Origin of the sequence: Bradyrhizobium huanghuaihaiense (assembly GCF_025200885.1) — a bacterium.
Classification (GTDB): Bacteria; Pseudomonadota; Alphaproteobacteria; order Rhizobiales; family Xanthobacteraceae; genus Bradyrhizobium; species Bradyrhizobium huanghuaihaiense.
In genome coordinates, this window is sequence record NZ_CP104172.1 from 1,358,089 (window position 1) to 1,373,645 (window position 15,557).

Annotated in this window: 21 protein-coding genes; 9 read left to right on the plus strand and 12 right to left on the minus strand. The window is 65.5% G+C overall.

The window, feature by feature from the left end; all coding sequences use genetic code 11:
* Window position 1: 1 nt before the first annotated feature.
* Window positions 2–841 carry an XdhC family protein gene (locus N2603_RS06395; RefSeq protein ID WP_260388095.1) on the plus strand — a complete coding sequence of 280 codons (840 nt, stop codon included), beginning with the start codon at window positions 2–4 and terminating at the stop codon, window positions 839–841.
* A 6-nt stretch (window positions 842–847) separates the two neighbouring features.
* Window positions 848–1,306 (plus strand): SRPBCC family protein, encoded by a 459-nt coding sequence (locus N2603_RS06400; RefSeq protein WP_260388096.1) that lies wholly within the window; start codon window positions 848–850, stop codon window positions 1,304–1,306.
* Window positions 1,307–1,453: 147 nt separating this feature from the next.
* Here N2603_RS06400 and N2603_RS06405 read toward each other — a convergent pair whose 3' ends face one another.
* The 6 genes from N2603_RS06405 to N2603_RS06430 all read right to left on the minus strand — a co-directional run bounded on the left by N2603_RS06405 (window position 1,454) and on the right by N2603_RS06430 (window position 7,213).
* On the minus strand, window positions 1,454–2,407 hold the full coding sequence (locus N2603_RS06405; RefSeq protein ID WP_026312887.1) for a ribose-phosphate pyrophosphokinase: 954 nt from the start codon (window positions 2,405–2,407) through the stop codon (window positions 1,454–1,456).
* Window positions 2,408–2,603: 196 nt separating this feature from the next.
* A complete protein-coding gene (locus N2603_RS06410) occupies window positions 2,604–3,218 on the minus strand; it encodes a hypothetical protein (RefSeq protein ID WP_018648342.1) in 615 nt (204 codons plus the stop codon).
* Between the two features lie 312 nt (window positions 3,219–3,530).
* Complete coding sequence (pgeF, locus tag N2603_RS06415) at window positions 3,531–4,298, minus strand: peptidoglycan editing factor PgeF (protein ID WP_260388097.1); 768 nt, start codon at window positions 4,296–4,298, stop codon at window positions 3,531–3,533.
* Entirely contained in the window at window positions 4,298–5,413 is a 1,116-nt protein-coding gene (locus tag N2603_RS06420; RefSeq protein WP_260388098.1) for a class I SAM-dependent methyltransferase, read from the minus strand. Before N2603_RS06420 ends, pgeF begins: the two co-directional genes overlap by 1 nt.
* A 21-nt stretch (window positions 5,414–5,434) precedes the next feature.
* Window positions 5,435–6,277 carry a prolipoprotein diacylglyceryl transferase gene (gene lgt / locus N2603_RS06425; RefSeq protein ID WP_260388099.1) on the minus strand — a complete coding sequence of 281 codons (843 nt, stop codon included), beginning with the start codon at window positions 6,275–6,277 and terminating at the stop codon, window positions 5,435–5,437.
* A 204-nt stretch (window positions 6,278–6,481) separates the two neighbouring features.
* Window positions 6,482–7,213 (minus strand): dienelactone hydrolase family protein, encoded by a 732-nt coding sequence (locus N2603_RS06430; protein WP_260388100.1) that lies wholly within the window; start codon window positions 7,211–7,213, stop codon window positions 6,482–6,484.
* A gap of 168 nt (window positions 7,214–7,381) precedes the next feature.
* On the opposite strand from N2603_RS06430, the gene N2603_RS06435 reads away from it, so the two are divergent.
* From N2603_RS06435 to ychF, 4 genes are all read left to right on the plus strand, one after another.
* Window positions 7,382–7,633, plus strand: a complete 252-nt coding sequence (locus N2603_RS06435; protein ID WP_018648337.1) for an accessory factor UbiK family protein — start codon at window positions 7,382–7,384, stop codon at window positions 7,631–7,633.
* Between the two features lie 260 nt (window positions 7,634–7,893).
* Window positions 7,894–8,619 (plus strand): 50S ribosomal protein L25/general stress protein Ctc, encoded by a 726-nt coding sequence (locus tag N2603_RS06440; protein ID WP_260388101.1) that lies wholly within the window; start codon window positions 7,894–7,896, stop codon window positions 8,617–8,619.
* Window positions 8,620–8,677: 58 nt separating this feature from the next.
* A complete protein-coding gene (pth, locus tag N2603_RS06445; protein WP_260388102.1) occupies window positions 8,678–9,283 on the plus strand; it encodes an aminoacyl-tRNA hydrolase in 606 nt (201 codons plus the stop codon).
* Between the two features lie 5 nt (window positions 9,284–9,288).
* Complete coding sequence (gene ychF / locus N2603_RS06450) at window positions 9,289–10,386, plus strand: redox-regulated ATPase YchF (RefSeq protein ID WP_018648334.1); 1,098 nt, start codon at window positions 9,289–9,291, stop codon at window positions 10,384–10,386.
* Window positions 10,387–10,524: 138 nt separating this feature from the next.
* Here the strand turns inward: ychF and N2603_RS06455 are convergent, their stop codons facing one another.
* Window positions 10,525–10,821, minus strand: a complete 297-nt coding sequence (locus tag N2603_RS06455; protein ID WP_018648333.1) for a DUF4282 domain-containing protein — start codon at window positions 10,819–10,821, stop codon at window positions 10,525–10,527.
* A gap of 166 nt (window positions 10,822–10,987) precedes the next feature.
* Between N2603_RS06455 and N2603_RS06460 the strand changes: the two genes are divergently transcribed.
* The 3 genes from N2603_RS06460 to N2603_RS06470 all read left to right on the plus strand — a co-directional run bounded on the left by N2603_RS06460 (window position 10,988) and on the right by N2603_RS06470 (window position 12,261).
* A complete protein-coding gene (locus N2603_RS06460) occupies window positions 10,988–11,440 on the plus strand; it encodes a MaoC family dehydratase (protein WP_018648332.1) in 453 nt (150 codons plus the stop codon).
* Window positions 11,440–11,919 carry a MaoC family dehydratase gene (locus N2603_RS06465; RefSeq protein WP_260388103.1) on the plus strand — a complete coding sequence of 160 codons (480 nt, stop codon included), beginning with the start codon at window positions 11,440–11,442 and terminating at the stop codon, window positions 11,917–11,919. The genes N2603_RS06460 and N2603_RS06465 overlap by 1 nt, the downstream gene beginning before the upstream one ends.
* A 195-nt stretch (window positions 11,920–12,114) precedes the next feature.
* Entirely contained in the window at window positions 12,115–12,261 is a 147-nt protein-coding gene (locus N2603_RS06470) for a hypothetical protein (RefSeq protein WP_018648330.1), read from the plus strand.
* Window positions 12,262–12,296: 35 nt separating this feature from the next.
* Here N2603_RS06470 and N2603_RS06475 read toward each other — a convergent pair whose 3' ends face one another.
* The 5 genes from N2603_RS06475 to N2603_RS06495 form a co-directional block, all read right to left on the minus strand.
* The gene (locus N2603_RS06475) at window positions 12,297–12,434 is read right to left on the minus strand and encodes a hypothetical protein (RefSeq protein ID WP_018648329.1); all 138 of its coding nucleotides are present in this window, start codon (window positions 12,432–12,434) and stop codon (window positions 12,297–12,299) included.
* Between the two features lie 283 nt (window positions 12,435–12,717).
* A complete protein-coding gene (locus N2603_RS06480) occupies window positions 12,718–13,137 on the minus strand; it encodes a hypothetical protein (protein ID WP_018648328.1) in 420 nt (139 codons plus the stop codon).
* A 243-nt stretch (window positions 13,138–13,380) separates the two neighbouring features.
* The gene (locus tag N2603_RS06485; protein WP_260388104.1) at window positions 13,381–14,301 is read right to left on the minus strand and encodes a hypothetical protein; all 921 of its coding nucleotides are present in this window, start codon (window positions 14,299–14,301) and stop codon (window positions 13,381–13,383) included.
* Between the two features lie 285 nt (window positions 14,302–14,586).
* Window positions 14,587–15,027 (minus strand): nuclear transport factor 2 family protein, encoded by a 441-nt coding sequence (locus N2603_RS06490; RefSeq protein WP_063687320.1) that lies wholly within the window; start codon window positions 15,025–15,027, stop codon window positions 14,587–14,589.
* Window positions 15,028–15,232: 205 nt separating this feature from the next.
* A complete protein-coding gene (locus tag N2603_RS06495; RefSeq protein WP_260388105.1) occupies window positions 15,233–15,499 on the minus strand; it encodes a hypothetical protein in 267 nt (88 codons plus the stop codon).
* Window positions 15,500–15,557 lie beyond the last annotated feature (58 nt).

The following is a 15,557-nucleotide window of genomic DNA, read 5'->3' on the forward strand; positions in this document are numbered from 1 at the left end:
GATGACCGCTCATGTCGAAGTGCTGGATCTGGTCGCGCAGATGAAGGCCGCCGAGCGCGCCTTCGTGCTCGCGACGGTGGTGCGTACGGTGTCGGTGACCGCGGCGAAGGCTGGCGCCAAGGCGATCATCGCGGCCGACGGCACCATCGTCGCGGGCTGGATCGGCGGCGGCTGCGCCAGGGGCGCGGTGCTGAAGGCGGCGCGCGAGGCGCTCGCCGACGGCGAGCCGCGCATGGTCTCGGTGCAGCCGGAGAACCTGCTGGCCGAGCTCGGCGTCAGCGCGGGCGAGAGCCGCGACGGCATTCGCTTTGCCAGCAACATGTGCCCGAGCAAGGGCACCATGGACGTCTTCGTCGAGCCGGTGCTGCCGCATCCCTCGCTCGTCATTCTCGGTGCAAGCCCGGTGGCGCTGTCGCTTGCCGCGCAGGCGCGCGTGCTCGGCTATCACGTCACGCTGGCCGCGCCCGCGGCCGATCTCACGGCGCGGCCGGATGTCGATGCAGTGATCGATGGCTACCAGCTCGGCGAGCTCAGCGACGCCAAACGTTTCGTCGTGGTTTCGACGCAAGGCAGGGGCGACGAAGTCGCGCTCCGCGCCGCCGTCGCGACCAAAGCCGACTATCACGCCTTCGTCGGCAGCCGCCGCAAGATGGCCTCGCTGCGCGCAAAACTCCTCACGGACGGCGTCAACGCCGCGGCGATCGACGATTTCAAGGCGCCGGCTGGTCTCGACCTCGGCGCCATCACGCCGGAGGAGATCGCGATGTCGATCCTCGCCGAGATCACCGCGGAACGGCGGCGCGGCCAGCGCGCCGCCCAACAGCCAGCAAGCAGAGAGTAATCGACCATGCAGATGAACGACAGCCAGCGCATCCCCGCCTCACGCGAACAGGTCTGGGCGGCGCTGAACGATCCCGCTGTGCTGAAGCAGTGCATCCCCGGCTGCCAGTCGCTCGACGTGACCGCGCCGAACGAGATGACCGCAACGGTGGTTTTCAAGGTCGGTCCGGTGAAAGCGACTTTCAGCGGCAAGGTGACCCTCTCCGATCTCTATCCGCCCAACTCCTATCGCATCTCGGGCGAGGGCTCCGGCGGTGTCGCCGGCTTCGCCAAGGGCGGCGCCGTGGTGCGGCTGGAGTCCGAGAGTGCCGAGGTGACGATGCTGCACTATGACGTGGACGCCCAGATCGGCGGCAAGCTCGCCCAGCTAGGGGCGCGGCTGATCAACTCGACCGCGACGAAGCTGGCGGGGGAGTTCTTCAAGTCGTTTGCCGATGTGGTGAGTGCGAAGGCAGAGGCGAGCTGAGGTGCCGTAGGGTGGGCAAAGCGACTTGTCCGCCGTAGCTCGAAGAGCGAAGGCGGAAGGGTGCCCACCACCTTCATTGCAAAAAGAAAAGGTGGGCACGGCGCGTCGCGCCTTTGCCCACCCTACGAGACCTTTTGGATCGGAAAACTAGTCGAACAGGCTCGACACCGACTCTTCCGCGGCGGTGCGCGCGATCGCGTCCGAGATCAGGCTGGCGATCGGCAGCGTGCGGATGTTCGGCGCCTTGGTCACCGCTTCGGTCGGCAGGATCGAGTCGGTGATCACCAGCTCCTTCAGCTTCGAGCCGGAGATGCGGGCGGCCGCGCCGCCGGAGAGCACGCCGTGGGTGATGTAGGCGTAGACGTCCTTGGCGCCCTTGGCGATCAGCGCGTCGGCCGCATTCACCAGCGTGCCGCCGGAATCGACGATGTCGTCGACCAGGATGCAGCTATAGCCGGAGACGTCGCCGATCACGTTCATGACTTCGGATTCACCCGGACGCTCGCGGCGCTTGTCGACGATGGCGAGCGGGGTGTTGATGCGCTTGGCGAGGCCGCGGGCGCGGGCCACGCCGCCGACGTCGGGCGATACCACCATCACCTTGCCGAGGTCGAAACGTTCGCGGATATCGCGCACCATCAGGGGGGCAGCGAACAGATTGTCGGTCGGGATATCGAAGAAGCCCTGGATCTGGCCGGCATGCAGGTCGAGCGTCATGACGCGGTCGACGCCGGCATGGGTGATCAGATTGGCGACGAGCTTGGCCGAGATCGGCGTGCGCGAGCCGGAGCGGCGGTCCTGCCTGGCATAGCCGAAATAGGGGATCACAGCGGTGATGCGGCGCGCCGAGGAGCGGCGCAGCGCGTCGGTGATGATCAGCAGCTCCATCAGATTGTCGTTCGCCGGGAACGAGGTCGACTGGATGATGAAGGCATCCGAGCCGCGGATGTTCTCCTGGACCTCGACGAAGATCTCCATGTCGGCGAAGCGCCGGACCACCGCCTTGGTCAGCGGCACGTTGAGCCCCTGCGCAATGGCCTGGGCGAGTGCCGGATTGGAATTGCCGGCGACGAGCTTGATGGAGCCGTTCTTGGCCGACATGGACGCTTCCTCCCGCGCTTTGCTGGATACGACGTTCAACATCAGAAAATACCCACTGGAAGCACGGTTACGACGGGCGAGGAAATATCAGGCCGGGGGCCGCAATGGCAACCCGGGATGCTACGTTTTCCCTTTGAAATCCTGAGTCCGGCCAACGGCTTGGCCGCAAACTGGGCCCGTGGTTTAGCGGGGGTTATCACTCGGCATAGCCGAGCGCCGAGGCCGGCATCTCGGGCGCGGGCGCGACCGGAGCGACGCTCGCCACCGCCGGTCCGCGCAGGCCGGGAGCCGCGCTAGGTGCATCCGGCGTTCCGTTGATCATGTTGGAAAGTCCGCTGAATCCGGCCTGGGCGATCTTCCGCAGCACGAGGTCGTCGGCCGCGGCCCAAGCGTCGCGGCCGCCCTTGGCCGAGGTGGGTTCCTCGCCGGAGAGGCGCAGCGCCCGCTGCTGGTTGGCGTCGTAGACGTCCCAGACCCAGGCGATTACGGTCTTGCCGCGCACCACCTGGGCGGAAAGGTAGCTGCGCACGCGGTAGGCCGCCGTCCCCTCGCGGGAGACCACGGACAGGCTGCGCAGCTTGGATTCGCTGTCGAGCACGCCGACCATGCGGTCGAACACCTGCGGCGGCGGCCCGTCGATGGATTCGAAGGCGACCGTCGCTCCCGAGCCGGTGCTCGGCGCCATCGCATAGGAATTGGCGGCATTGCCGCCGCCACCGGCGCAGCCGCCGAGCGCGGTCGCAGCCGCCAGCAGCATGACCGCCAGCACGCGCGAACCCGCGCGGCGCAAGATGGATGACGCGTCCCTCATTATGGAGGGCAGCGATATCGTTAAAATCGATTAAGGTCTAGGGCAGAGGCGACATAGACCACTGCCATTCCGGGTTCGGCTCTTCGAGCCGCCCCGGAATGACACGAGGTTGCCTTTGTGTTCACGCGTCTAGCGTGCAGCTTTCAAAGCGATGGTCGGGAAAACGGTGCGTGTCCCGGACGCGCTGCGGCGCGCAGTGCCGCTGCGCTGAGCCGGGACCCAGATTGCCGCCGAGATCGAGATCGTGGAGACATGGGCCCCGGCTCAGCGGCGCATCACTTGCCTGCTGCGCCGCGTCCGGGGCACGAGACCTCACGCTTCGAGCGCGATCGCGTGAACGTGCCGGCCGTAATCCGGCTCCTTGCGATGCACCGAGCGGCGATAGCTGAAGAAGCGCTCGTCGGCGTAGGTGTCGAGACCAAGGTCGTCGATCATCAGGATGCCGGCCGCCTCCAGCCGCTTGCGGATGAAACCGGCGAGATCGAACATCGCGTGACCCTCGCGCACCGAGGGAATGAAGAACACCGCGTTGTCCGCGTCCGCCTCGATGAAGCGCGCGACGAACTCGTTGCCGACCTCGTAGCTCTCCCGCCGGATCAAGGGGCCGATCGCGGCGATGATGCCGCCGCGCGTGGCGCCGAGCTTCTCCATGGCCGAGATCGTGGATTCCAGCACGCCGGTCAGCGCACCCTTCCAGCCCGCATGCGCGCCGCCGATCACGCGCGCGTTGGGATCGACGAACAGCACCGGCCCGCAATCGGCGGTGGAAACGCCGAGCGCAATGCCGGGCGTCTTCGTGACCAGCGCGTCGCCCTTCGGCCGCGGGCCGCTCGGCCACGGCAGTTCGGCGATGAGCACGTCGGGCGAATGGATCTGGTGCAGGCTGATGAAGCGCTCCGGCGCGACGCCGACATGCTCGGCCATGCGGCGGCGGTTTTCCGCAACGAGGGCCTGATCGTCGTTGGAGCCGAGTCCGCCGTTCAGCGCAGAATAAATGCCGCCGGAGACGCCGCCCTCGCGGGTGAAGAAGGCATGGCGCAGGCCGGGAACCGCCGACAGCAGCGACGAGGCAACAGTCATCAATTTCCTCCGGCGTGTTCGAGATCGCTGAGACCGGCAATGCCTGTCAGCCGCGGCTCGGAGATGCCGAGCACCTTGAACATCGAGCCCATGCCGCTGCGTCCCGTGTCGGTCAGGCGCTTGAGCGCAACCGAAATGTCGGTGGCGACTTCCGGGGTCGCCTTCTGCATCAGGGCGGCGGCGCGGGTGTCGATGCCGACGCGCTTGAGGAAGTCGCCCTGTGTCACCGGGCCGTGCACGCGAGCACCAACATCTTCCGCCGCGCGCGCCAGCGCCTGGAAATCGACGTGGGCGGTGACGTCGGCCTGGCCCGGCGCCTTCAAGGGATCGGTGAAGGTATGGCGCGCGATGGCCTGGAAGGTGTCGCCGGCATCGCTGCGTAAGTGGCCGTAGTCGATGATCAGCGCCGCGCCGTCCTGGTCGCGTACGCGCGTGGCGAGCTTCATGATCTCGCCGTCCGGCCGCCATTCGAACACGGCGCCGACCGGGGCTGCGCGCACCAGAGGCGGCAGCAGCACGTCGAAGCGCGGCGTCGGCTCGGACGCCGCGCCGAACTGCAGCTTGCCGTTCGGGTCGATCTCGATCACGCGCTCGTGCCAGCCGTTCTCGAGCCTGACCATCTGGTGGATCGGCAGCACGTCGAAATATTCGTTGGCGAGGATGACGCTTGGTCCTTCCGGCACGTCGTCGATGCTGTCGTGCCAGGAGATGTTGCGCACGCCCGCCAGCGTTGCGCTCTGCCGCTCGCGCAGCACAGGATTGACCTCGACCATGTGGATGTGGAGCGCCTGGTAGAGCGGCGGCAGCACGCGGAGTGCACGCAGCGCATCCGCCATCATGGTGCCGCGGCCGGGGCCGAGCTCGATCAGCCGCAAGAATTGCGGCGAGCCCATCTGCTTCCAGACAGAGGCGGTCCACAGTCCCAAGAGCTCGCCGAACATCTGGCTGACCTCGGGCGCGGTGGTGAAATCGCCCTCACGCCCGAGCGGATCGCGCGAGACGTAATAGCCATAGCGCGGATGCATCAGGCACAGTTCCATGTACCGCCAGACCGGCATCGGGCCCGAGGCTTTGATCAGCGCCTTGATCTCGTTGAGTAGCGGCTGGTCGGTCACTGCGTGCTTTCTCGAAATGAATTAACGAACGGCCTCGATCGGCTCCGGCGCACCGCGCCGCACTGCCAATACAATAAGTATGAGGCCGACAATAAGCATCGGGATCGACAACAGCATGCCCATGGTTAATCCGCCCCAGAGGTAACCGAGCTGGACGTCCGGCTCGCGGAAATGCTCGCCGATGATCCGGGTCAGGCCGTAGATCAGGATGAAGCTGCCGAGGATGAGCCCCGGCCGCTTCAGGGCGCCGCGGCGGATCATCACGGCGAGCACGATGAAGAGCAGCAGCCCCTCCATGCCTGCCTCGTAGAGCTGGCTCGGGTGGCGCGGCACGTCGCCGCCGGTCGGAAAGATCATGGCCCAGGGCAGGCTGGGGTCGGCAGCGCGGCCCCACAACTCGCCGTTGATGAAGTTGGTCAGCCGCACCAGGAAAATCCCGATCGGTGCAACGCCGCAGGTGATGTCGCCGAGCGACAGGATCGAGATGCGGTTCTTCCTGGCGAACCCCATCACCGCCACGACGCAACCGAGGAAGCCGCCATGGAAGGACATGCCGCCTTCCCACAATTTGAAGATGGCGGCCGGGTGCTCGATGAAGAAGGGCAGATTGTAGAACAGGACGTAACCGGTGCGGCCGCCGACGATGATGCCGAGTGTCACCCACAAGATGAAATCGTCGATCTGCACCAGGCTGATCGGCGACGAGCCGGCCCACAGCCTGTCGTTCTTGATCAGTGCGCGGGCATAGAGCCAGCCGAACGTGATCCCGCAGATATAGCCAAGCGCGTACCAGCGGATCGCAAACGGTCCGATCTGGAGCGCGATTGGACTGAACGAGGGAAAGTCGATGAGCAGAAAGGGCATCACGCCTTGCTTCTAGAGTTTGATGGGCAAGCTGCGGCCCCGACGGAGCTGCGCACCCTCCCCCGCTTGCGGGGGGGCAGGGGAGAGGGTGCTTCCGCCGAAAGAACCCCAGCGAGGAGAAAGCCCTCACCCGCGCTTTCAGCGCGACCTCTCCCGCAAGCGGGAGAGGTGCACCGAATTCGCGGATGCGCCTATCCATACCGCTCACACGAGATTGCGGCGATAGAGCGCCAGCAAACGCTCCCAGTGCCGCTCTGCGGCGTCGCGGTCGTAGACCGGACGCTTGGGAAAGGCAAAACCGTGATGCGTTCCGGGATAGATCTCGACCTCGGCTTTGGCGCCGGTCATGCCCTGCCTGACCTTCTCGATGATCTCCGTCGGCGCGTAGATGTCGGTCTCGGCGCAGGCGAAATAGAGCTCGGCTTTGGTTTTGCTCGCTGCGAGATGCGGGCTGTCGTCCTGGTCGGTCGCGAGCTGCGTGCCGTAGACCGAGGCGGCGGCCTTGACGCGGTCGGGGAAGTGCGTGGCGGCATTCACGGCGTAGCGTCCGCTCATGCAATAGCCGACGGTGCCGACGAGCTTCGTGTCGGCGGCCGCCTGGCCCTCGGCATAGGTGAGCAGGGCGCGCGTGTCGTCCATGATCATGGGAATGGTGAGCGAGCCCATCAGCGCGAACATGCGCTTGCGCTCCGGCGCGTTCGGGTCGGCCGGCAGCGCGCCGAGCTCCATCACGCCGGAGCGGTAATAGAGGTTCGGCAGCATCACGTAATAGCCTGATGTCGCGAGCCGGCGCGCCATGTCGCGCAGCTCTTCGCGGATCGCCGGCGCATCCATGTAGAACAGGATGACCGGAAACGGTCCGCCGCGTTCGGGATGGCTGATGAAGGTTGCGGTGTGGCCGTCCTTGGTGGGAATCGCGATCTGCTGGTCGATCATCTGATGCGCCTTCTGATTCTTCTTATGCCGGGACGTTGAATACGATTGCAAGGAAACCGGGGCATGACAAGGATACCGCCGCTTCGCTCTTGAACCGGCCCAATCGGATTGCCATTGTCTTTTCGAGTGTTCGCGCAAAGTTTATCTTGAGGCCGCCAGGAGACCGACATGACCCAGACCAGCAACCGGTTTTTCGACGAGATCGGCCGCCTGATGAACGACGCCGCCGGTGCGGCCCAGGGCGTCAAGCGCGAGTTCGACACGGTGATGCGCACCCAGGCCGAAAAATTCCTGCGCGACATGGACCTCGTCAAGCGCGAGGAGTTCGAGGCGGTCAAGGACATGGCCCGCCTGGCGCGTGAGGAGAACGAGGCCCTGAAGGCGCGAATTGCGGCGCTGGAGGCCAAGCTGGGGGGATAATCTCTCTCGGCGTCATTCCGGGGCGATGCGCAGCATCGAACCCGGAATCTCGAGATTCCGGGTTCGGCCGCTGTCGCGACCGCCCCGGAATGACGGCAGACCCGGTACGCTCCGGCCGCCCATTCTCCTTGTCATTTCCGCATCTTCCGGGTAAAAGCCCGCCACGTCTGCGGCCCCCGCACCCCTGGAGGCTTGCTGCGGACCATGCCATGGGCCGCCTTGCGGCCCATTAACTTTTGCAAAAACAAGGACTTAACGACATGGCGACGACCGTCAAGGAATTGAAGGCGACCGCACGTCCGAAGAGCGGCAAGGGGGCCGCCCGGGCTGAGCGTCGCGCCGGGAGAGTGCCCGGAGTGATCTATGGCAACAACCAGCCCCCCGTCACGATCTCGATCGAAGATCGTGAACTGCGCCAGCGCATCCTCGCCGGCCGGTTCCTGACCACGCTGGTCGACATCGATCTCGAGGGCAAGAAGCACCGCGTGATTCCGCGCGACTACCACCTCGATCCGGTCAAGGACTTCCCGATCCATGTCGACTTCATGCGGCTCGGCGAAGGCGCCACCATCCGCATCAGCGTGCCCTTGCACGTGGTGAAGGCGGAAGGCTCCCCGGGCGTGAAGCGCGGCGGCACCGTCAACATCGTTGCCCACGCCATCGAGCTCGAATGCGGTGTCGAGAGCATCCCGCAGTACATCGAGGCCGATGTCGGCTCGCTGGAAATCGGTCACTCGCTGCATTTGTCGGACGTCAAGCTGCCGGCCGGCGTGAAGGCGCTGACCCGCGAGGACGCGACCCTCGTCACCATCGTGCCGCCGTCCGGCTACGCCGAAGAGCAGAAGGCTGCGGCTGCAGCTGCTGCTGGTGGCGCGGCTCCGGCTGCGGGCGCTGCTGCTCCGGCGGCTGGCGCGGCTGCTCCGGCGGCTGGTGCTGCTGCTCCGGCGGCTGCCAAGGCTCCCGCCGGCGGCGACAAGAAGAAGTAATCTCTCAAAGCTGGCGCGCGGTCTCTAGCCGCGCGCCGAGCGAGGGGCGCGCCGCGTCATGCGACTCTTTGTTGGGCTCGGCAATCCCGGCGCGAAATACGCACGTAACCGGCACAATATCGGCTTCATGGCCGTCGAGGAGATCGCGCGGCGTCACAGCTTCTCGCCGTGGCGCCGTCGTTTTCAGGGCGAGACCTCGGAAGGGGCGCTGGGCACTGAGCGCGTGATCCTGCTCAAGCCGACGACCTACATGAACGACTCCGGTCGCGCAGTGCAGGAGGCGGCGAGCTTCTTCAAGATCGCGCCGGGCGACGTCACGGTGTTCCACGACGAGCTCGAACTGCCGCCGGGCAAGGTGCGGGTGAAGATCGGCGGCGGCATTGCCGGCCATAACGGCCTGCGCTCGATCTCGGCGCATATCGGCAACGACTATCGCCGGGTGCGGCTCGGCATCGGTCATCCCGGCGTCAAGGAAATGGTGCACGGCCACGTGCTGTCGGACTTCGCCAAGGCCGACAACGAATGGGTGGCGACGCTCTGCGACGCGGTCGCCGAGCATGCCGCACTGATCGCCAAGGGCACGGACGCGACCTTTGCCAACAGGGTGCATCTGGCCATGCAGGCGAAGGGATTTTTGACCAAGGACGAGAACGGCAAGGAATAACGCTCGTGGGATTTAAATGCGGGATCGTCGGGTTGCCCAATGTCGGCAAGTCGACCTTGTTCAATGCGCTGACCGAGACGGCCGCGGCGCAGGCTGCGAACTATCCGTTCTGCACCATCGAGCCGAATGTCGGTGAGGTCGCCGTCCCCGATCCGCGGCTCGACAAGCTCGCGGCGATCGCCAAGTCGGGCCAGATCATCCCGACCCGGCTGACCTTCGTCGACATCGCCGGCCTCGTGCGCGGCGCTTCCAAGGGCGAAGGCCTCGGCAACCAGTTCCTCGCCAACATCCGCGAGGTCGACGCCATCGCGCATGTCGTGCGCTGCTTTGAAGATTCCGACATCACCCATGTCGAGGGCAAGATCGCCCCGCTCGCCGACATCGAGACCATCGAGACCGAGCTGATGCTCGCCGACCTCGACAGCCTCGAGAAGCGCGTCGACAACCTCACCAAGAAGGCCAAGGGCAACGACAAGGACGCCAAGGAGCAGCTCGACCTCGTCAACCGCACCCTGGTGCTGCTGCGTGACGGCAAGCCCGCGCGCCTCGTCGAGCGCAAGGCCGAGGAGGAGCGCGCCTTCTCGATGCTCGGCCTCTTGTCGTCCAAGCCCGTGCTCTATGTCTGCAACGTCGAGGAAGGCTCGGCCGCAACCGGCAACGCCTTCTCCAAGGCGGTCGAGGAGCAGGCGGCGAAGGAGGGCGCGGTTGCCGTCGTCATCTCCGCCAAGATCGAATCCGAGATCGCGACGATCTCGCGTGAGGAGCGCGCCGACTTCCTGGAGACGCTGGGCCTGGAGGAGGCCGGTCTCGACCGCCTGATCCGCGCCGGCTACTCGCTGCTCCAGCTCATCACCTATTTCACCGTGGGTCCGAAGGAGGCGCGCGCCTGGACCATCCATCGCGGCACCAAGGCGCCCGGCGCGGCCGGTGTGATCCACACCGACTTCGAGAAGGGTTTCATCCGCGCCGAGACCATCGCGTATGAGGACTACGTCGCGCTGAACGGCGAAGCCGGCGCCCGCGATGCCGGCAAGCTCCGCCTCGAAGGCAAGGAATACGTCGTCGCCGACGGCGACGTGATGCATTTCCGGTTTAATACGTAAGCCGCAAAGAGCGGCCTCGTAGGGTGGGCAAAGCGAAGCGTGCCCACCACATCTCTCTCAAATCGAAGAATGGTGGGCACGGCGCAGTGCGCCTTTGCCCACCCTACGAGGCCGGTGATTACGGCACCTGCGCCCGCCTCACCGCATCCCGCCGCCCTGGTCCCTGATCGCGCCGAGATGCTCGTTGATGCGGAAGACGATCAGGATCAGCTCCGCGACGATGCGCGAGAACACGATCCCGACCACGACGCTGGCGATCGACGACAGCAGCACCAGGAAGCCGCCGAACGGGCTGATCGCCATCGCGGCCAGCCCTGAGAAAATGCCGGAGAGGCCGAACAGGCAGATCAGCGCGATCACCAGCCAGTAGAAGGTCTTGATGATCGTCGGCGTGATGAAGCGGTCCCATTGGAACAGGTCGCTGAATGAAAACATCGCTCTCCCCAAGCAAATCGGGACGTCAAATCGGGTTTCGGCCGCCGATCGATCCGACTCAAATCAACGTCGATCCCCCATATGTAGCACGAGCCATGCGGGCCGGCGGGTTGAGATTGCCGCAAAGTACGGCCACAATCTGTCATTCCCGCAAAGCTTTCCCAAGATGACCCTGACCTTCGAAGATTTCCCGCCCGGCCGGTTCGGAACGTTCGGCCCGCGCCATGTCACCCGCGACGAGATTTTGGCTTTTGCCGCCGAGTTCGATCCGCAGCCGATGCACCTCGACGAGGAGGCAGCCAGCAAGAGCATGCTGCGCGGCCTGTCCGGCTCGGGCTGGCACCTCTGCTCGCTAATGATGCGGATGATGGCCGACGGTTTCATCACCCGCGCCGCGTCACTGGGGTCTCCCGGCGTCGACGAGGTGCGCTGGTTGTCACCTCTGCGCCCCGGCGACGATCTCACGCTCGACGTCGACGTGCTGGAGGCGCGGGTCTCCAAGAGCCGCCCCGGGCTCGGCATCGTCAAGTTCAAGTGCACCGCGCGCAATGCCGCGGGGCAGGCGCTCGCCGAGATGACGTCGCCGATCCTGATCAAGCGGCGCGAGGGAGCGGCCTGATGCGGTTCTTCGAAGACATCGCGATCGGACAGCGCCGCGAGATCGGCGCCTATACGTTCACGGCGGAGTCCATCAAGGCATTCGCCGCCAAGTTCGACCCGCAGCGCTTTCACCTCGACGAGGAGGAAGGCAAGAACTCGCTGTTCGGCGGGCTCGCGGCTTCGGGCTGGCATGTCGGCTCGGCCTGCATGAGCCTGCTTGTCGCCGACGGCCAACGCCTGGCGCGCGAGGCCGCTTCGCGCGGCGAGGAGGTCGCGGTGTGGGGCCCGTCGCCGGGCTTTCGCGACCTGCGCTGGATCAGGCCTGTGCTCGCCGGCGACACCGTCTCTTACGTCAGCGAAGTCATCGACAAGCGCACCTCCGCCTCGCGTCCCGGCTGGGGCATCTTGACGGCCCGCACGACCGGCACCAACCAGCGCGGCGAGGAGGTCTACTCCATCACCGCCAGCGCCTTCGTGCCGCTGCGGAAGACGGCTTAGATCAGTTCCAAGATGAACGGGGCAAATGAGTGCGCGAGTGTTGCCCGTGCGCTATGGACGCGTTTCCGGGCGACTGCCATAAGCCTGCGCAACATGGTTACCGCGAAGCAATTGCCGGAACCATCAAGTTGCTAACCAATTATGAACCTGTCGCTGTCTATTTGAACGAATAGACAGAGACAGGGGACGAGGACCATGGCTGACCGCGGCGCACTCAAGTTTGTTGGATTTATCTTTGCGACCGCGACGCTGGCCGTGATGCTGGTCGCCGGCATGGTGGTGAAGGGCTATGCCGACGGCGGCTACACCCTGGAAGCCTCGACCGTGGACGCTGACCGGTAACGGTCTGTTAAAGTTCCGGGGCCCTCAGCCCCGCCTCAGCGGCTATAGACGAACGCCAGCACCGCGATCGCAACCGCCAGCAATCCGACAAAGCGCAGCATGATCGTGCCGAACTGGTTCGGCGCGGGTCGCAGCGGTATGGGGTCCGTGGTGTCGGGCCGAATGCTTTCCATCTGACATGTCCCCTGAGCCCGGCCGTAACGGCACGGGCGCTTGGCATTGGTCGCCGGGAAGCGGCGGAGGGTTCAAAGGGCACCCTCGTGTCCCGGACGCGCTGCAGCGTGCAACGCTGCTGCGCGGGACCCATCGCGCCGCGTGTTCATCCCGACTGTGGGCCCCGGCTCTGCGGTGCGTCACTGCGTGCCGCACCGCGTCCGGGGCACGAGACCTGCAAGAATCAAAACCGCCGCGCCCCCTTCCGGGAACGCGGCGGCAAATGATGCGTCGTGCTGGCGATCAGCTGTTGCGCAGGCCGTCGGCGGCGCGCTTCCACTGCGCGACGTTGTCGGCGATCATGCGGGTCGACTTCATCGCGGCCTGGCTGAGCTGGGCGTAGCCGGAGATCTCGCGCTGGACGCGCTGGCCTTCGGCATGGAGCAGGTCACGCAGGCTCTCGAGCTCGGAGATCAGGTTCTCGATCTCGGCGAGGGAGGTGCCGGCGACGCGCTGGATCAGCGAGTTGACGTTGGTGACGGTGGCCTCCGCGCTGGAATCGAGCGGCGGCGCGTCGGTGGTCGACGCCGGACGGCGCAGATAGGCGATGTCGTTGCGGACGAAATCGCGAATGCCGGCTTCGACCTCGGTCACGGCCGCGAGATTGTTGTCGACGGTTTCGGTCTCGGTTGCTTCAACCTTTTCCGGACGAATGGCGTTCATCGTTGTTCCCCTGTTCGCGTTGAGCGCAGCGCGAGTGTCCCCCGCACGACGAATTCGGTCAGCCCGACTAGGGCGTCGGAATTTGACCGCAACTTGGCCGAGATACGGCAAGGGCGGACGATTCGGGGGCTTTGCCGTGGCGTATGGTTACGGGAGTGTAAATGGCGAAGGCGCGGCGAAGCGAATGCGCGGCTCGGCCGGTGCTTCGCTCCCTTGCCCCGCAAGCGGGGAGAGGCGAAGAACTCACCAGCTCTTCTTGAATCCCGCCGTCACGCTCTTGTTGATCGCGCCTTGCGAGGTCTCGCCGACCGAGCCGGAGACGGTGACGTTGTCGAACAGTTTTTGCTCGGCGCCGAGCTTGCGCAGCCATTTGTCGTCGGTGGTCGACAGCGTCTGGCCCGCGCTGATGCTGGTGCCGGTGTCGGTGATGGTGACCTTGGCCGTCTGATCGGTCTCGTAATTGCGCGTGATGTGGCCGCCGATGCCGGGGACCGCGGTGGTGCCCTGCTGATTGACGCTGTAGCCGTTCTGCAGCGTCAGCTGTGTGTCGCCCGACAGCGGCATCGATTTGGTCAGCGACGCCCCGATCTTGCTCTGCTCGGAGCCGGGATCGACGCGGGCCTCGACCGCGGTCTTGTCCCAGATCACCCCCGCGCCCGGCGCGGTCGCGGTCGCCCAGGCGCTGCCGGAGGATTGCGGCAGGCTGCCGCCATTGGCGGCCTTTTGTGCCAGGAGCTCGGACATCGTCCGCGGCTCGCTCGCGACCGTCATGTCGGCGCCGATCCGCGTATCCCAGAACTCGAACACCGACTGCTTCACCGTCACCGCCGAGGAGCCGTTGGCATTGGCGTTCGACGACCAGTTCAGTCCGCTATTGGCCGCGGCCTGCGCGCGTTTCTTGGCGGCGATGATGTCGTTGAGCGTGCCGGCGTCGATGGCGAGCTGGCTCCAGTCGAGCTTGTCGACGTCGATGCCCTTCATCACGTCAGGGTCGTTGGCGCTGGGAGCCTCCGCCGTCTCGGCCTCCTCCTCGTCGGACGCCGCGGCCGGGCCGGGGGAGAAGGGCGGAATGATCTGCGCCGAGACCGTCAGCACCGATCCCAAGATGAATGCGGCCGCCAGCACCGGCAGCCTGGCCCAGCCAAAACCCGTCGAGAATTCCATCGTCCTGCCCGCAAACCCCAGCGCATGCTGCCCGGCAATATAGTGCGGCCATCCGCAACGCGCTATTCCGCAGCGAGGATGCTCACCTATCGTTGCGAAATTGTGGCGACTCGCCTCGAGACGCCTGGCTTGAGACGCTTGGCTGGGGACGCGAACCAACGGGCCGCGCGAAGGGCGCGCGCCCGATGACGGCTTGTCTGCGACGGCATCCGGCGGGGCTGGAGGCCAGGACGTCGCGGTCGCCTTTTCACCGGTCCCGGGAAGCGGGGCCCGTTGGCGTCCCCCTCAGCCGACGCTGGTCATCTTCGGCAGATGAATGGCGCGGCCGAGTGCCTGCTCGATCAGGTCGAAGGTGTCAATCAGCACCCGCATGCTGATGAGCTTGCCCGCCCTGAACTGGGCGAACTGCGCGACGCGCAACGAGATCGGCTTGTTGGAATCGAGCGCCGTCAGCGAATAGCGCAGCATTGAGGCGGCGGAATCGACGCCCAGCATGATGCTCTCGCGGTCGAAGCGGCGGACCTGGAAATTGTCGGCGAGCTGCCGGATCACGTCGAGCACGGCCTCCTTGCCCTGGCGCGCGCCGAGGAACGGAAACATGTCGATCGGGCCATAGAGCGCCCACTCGACGTCCTCGTCGATCAGGGCCTCGATATCCTCAAAATGCCGGTCGTTGATCGCACGGTGCAATGCGCGCGAGAAACGCCAGAGGCTGTGCTCTGTCATTTGGGCAGTCCTGACGCTGGCTTGCAGAAAAAACGGAAAACAACCCCATGCACCGTAAAGGTGCCCCGGGGCGCTCAACTCATTTGTATACGAACGAGATAGCTGATTTCGGCCAAAACGCAATTCACGTTTTTGCAATGCACAATTGACTGCGCTTTGTGAGATTCACAACAAAACCCCGTAATCTACCGGTCCCCGGGGTCGTCTACCGATCCCCGTGGACTGCGGGTTCCCGATCGATGGCGACCGTATCATCCCTCAGCGCCAGCAGGCCGAACAGCACCGCGCCGCCGATTCCGCCGATCGCAGCGCCCAAAGGCATGAAGGTGAAGAACACCAGCATGCCGTTTTGGCCTTCGAAATTCGTGGTTTGCGCGATTTCGACGAAAGCGAGCCCGGCCCCGATGCCGAGCGCGGCGCCGCCCAGCGTCCCCAGGAACAGCCCCAAAACAGCAAGCAACACGACTTTCATCGGCCCATCACCCCAGCCGGCGTGCACAACGCCCCGGGATGGGTCTCGGCGGCAGGGA

What these genes read in the sequence shown, in the direction of transcription:
- N2603_RS06405 (WP_026312887.1), bottom strand. Translation starts at nt 2,407, where the DNA reads ATGTCGGCCAAGAACGGCTCCATCAAGCTCGTCGCCGGCAATTCCAAT.
- N2603_RS06395 (WP_260388095.1), top strand. Translation starts at nt 2, where the DNA reads ATGACCGCTCATGTCGAAGTGCTGGATCTGGTCGCGCAGATGAAGGCC.
- N2603_RS06490 (WP_063687320.1), bottom strand. Translation starts at nt 15,027, where the DNA reads ATGACAGAGCACAGCCTCTGGCGTTTCTCGCGCGCATTGCACCGTGCG.
- pth (WP_260388102.1), top strand. Translation starts at nt 8,678, where the DNA reads ATGCGACTCTTTGTTGGGCTCGGCAATCCCGGCGCGAAATACGCACGT.
- pgeF (WP_260388097.1), bottom strand. Translation starts at nt 4,298, where the DNA reads ATGACTGTTGCCTCGTCGCTGCTGTCGGCGGTTCCCGGCCTGCGCCAT.
- N2603_RS06455 (WP_018648333.1), bottom strand. Translation starts at nt 10,821, where the DNA reads ATGTTTTCATTCAGCGACCTGTTCCAATGGGACCGCTTCATCACGCCG.
- N2603_RS06480 (WP_018648328.1), bottom strand. Translation starts at nt 13,137, where the DNA reads ATGAACGCCATTCGTCCGGAAAAGGTTGAAGCAACCGAGACCGAAACC.
- N2603_RS06440 (WP_260388101.1), top strand. Translation starts at nt 7,894, where the DNA reads ATGGCGACGACCGTCAAGGAATTGAAGGCGACCGCACGTCCGAAGAGC.
- N2603_RS06465 (WP_260388103.1), top strand. Translation starts at nt 11,440, where the DNA reads ATGCGGTTCTTCGAAGACATCGCGATCGGACAGCGCCGCGAGATCGGC.
- N2603_RS06400 (WP_260388096.1), top strand. Translation starts at nt 848, where the DNA reads ATGCAGATGAACGACAGCCAGCGCATCCCCGCCTCACGCGAACAGGTC.
- N2603_RS06410 (WP_018648342.1), bottom strand. Translation starts at nt 3,218, where the DNA reads ATGAGGGACGCGTCATCCATCTTGCGCCGCGCGGGTTCGCGCGTGCTG.
- N2603_RS06470 (WP_018648330.1), top strand. Translation starts at nt 12,115, where the DNA reads ATGGCTGACCGCGGCGCACTCAAGTTTGTTGGATTTATCTTTGCGACC.
- N2603_RS06460 (WP_018648332.1), top strand. Translation starts at nt 10,988, where the DNA reads ATGACCCTGACCTTCGAAGATTTCCCGCCCGGCCGGTTCGGAACGTTC.
- lgt (WP_260388099.1), bottom strand. Translation starts at nt 6,277, where the DNA reads ATGCCCTTTCTGCTCATCGACTTTCCCTCGTTCAGTCCAATCGCGCTC.
- N2603_RS06495 (WP_260388105.1), bottom strand. Translation starts at nt 15,499, where the DNA reads ATGAAAGTCGTGTTGCTTGCTGTTTTGGGGCTGTTCCTGGGGACGCTG.
- N2603_RS06485 (WP_260388104.1), bottom strand. Translation starts at nt 14,301, where the DNA reads ATGGAATTCTCGACGGGTTTTGGCTGGGCCAGGCTGCCGGTGCTGGCG.
- N2603_RS06475 (WP_018648329.1), bottom strand. Translation starts at nt 12,434, where the DNA reads ATGGAAAGCATTCGGCCCGACACCACGGACCCCATACCGCTGCGACCC.
- N2603_RS06435 (WP_018648337.1), top strand. Translation starts at nt 7,382, where the DNA reads ATGACCCAGACCAGCAACCGGTTTTTCGACGAGATCGGCCGCCTGATG.
- N2603_RS06430 (WP_260388100.1), bottom strand. Translation starts at nt 7,213, where the DNA reads ATGATCGACCAGCAGATCGCGATTCCCACCAAGGACGGCCACACCGCA.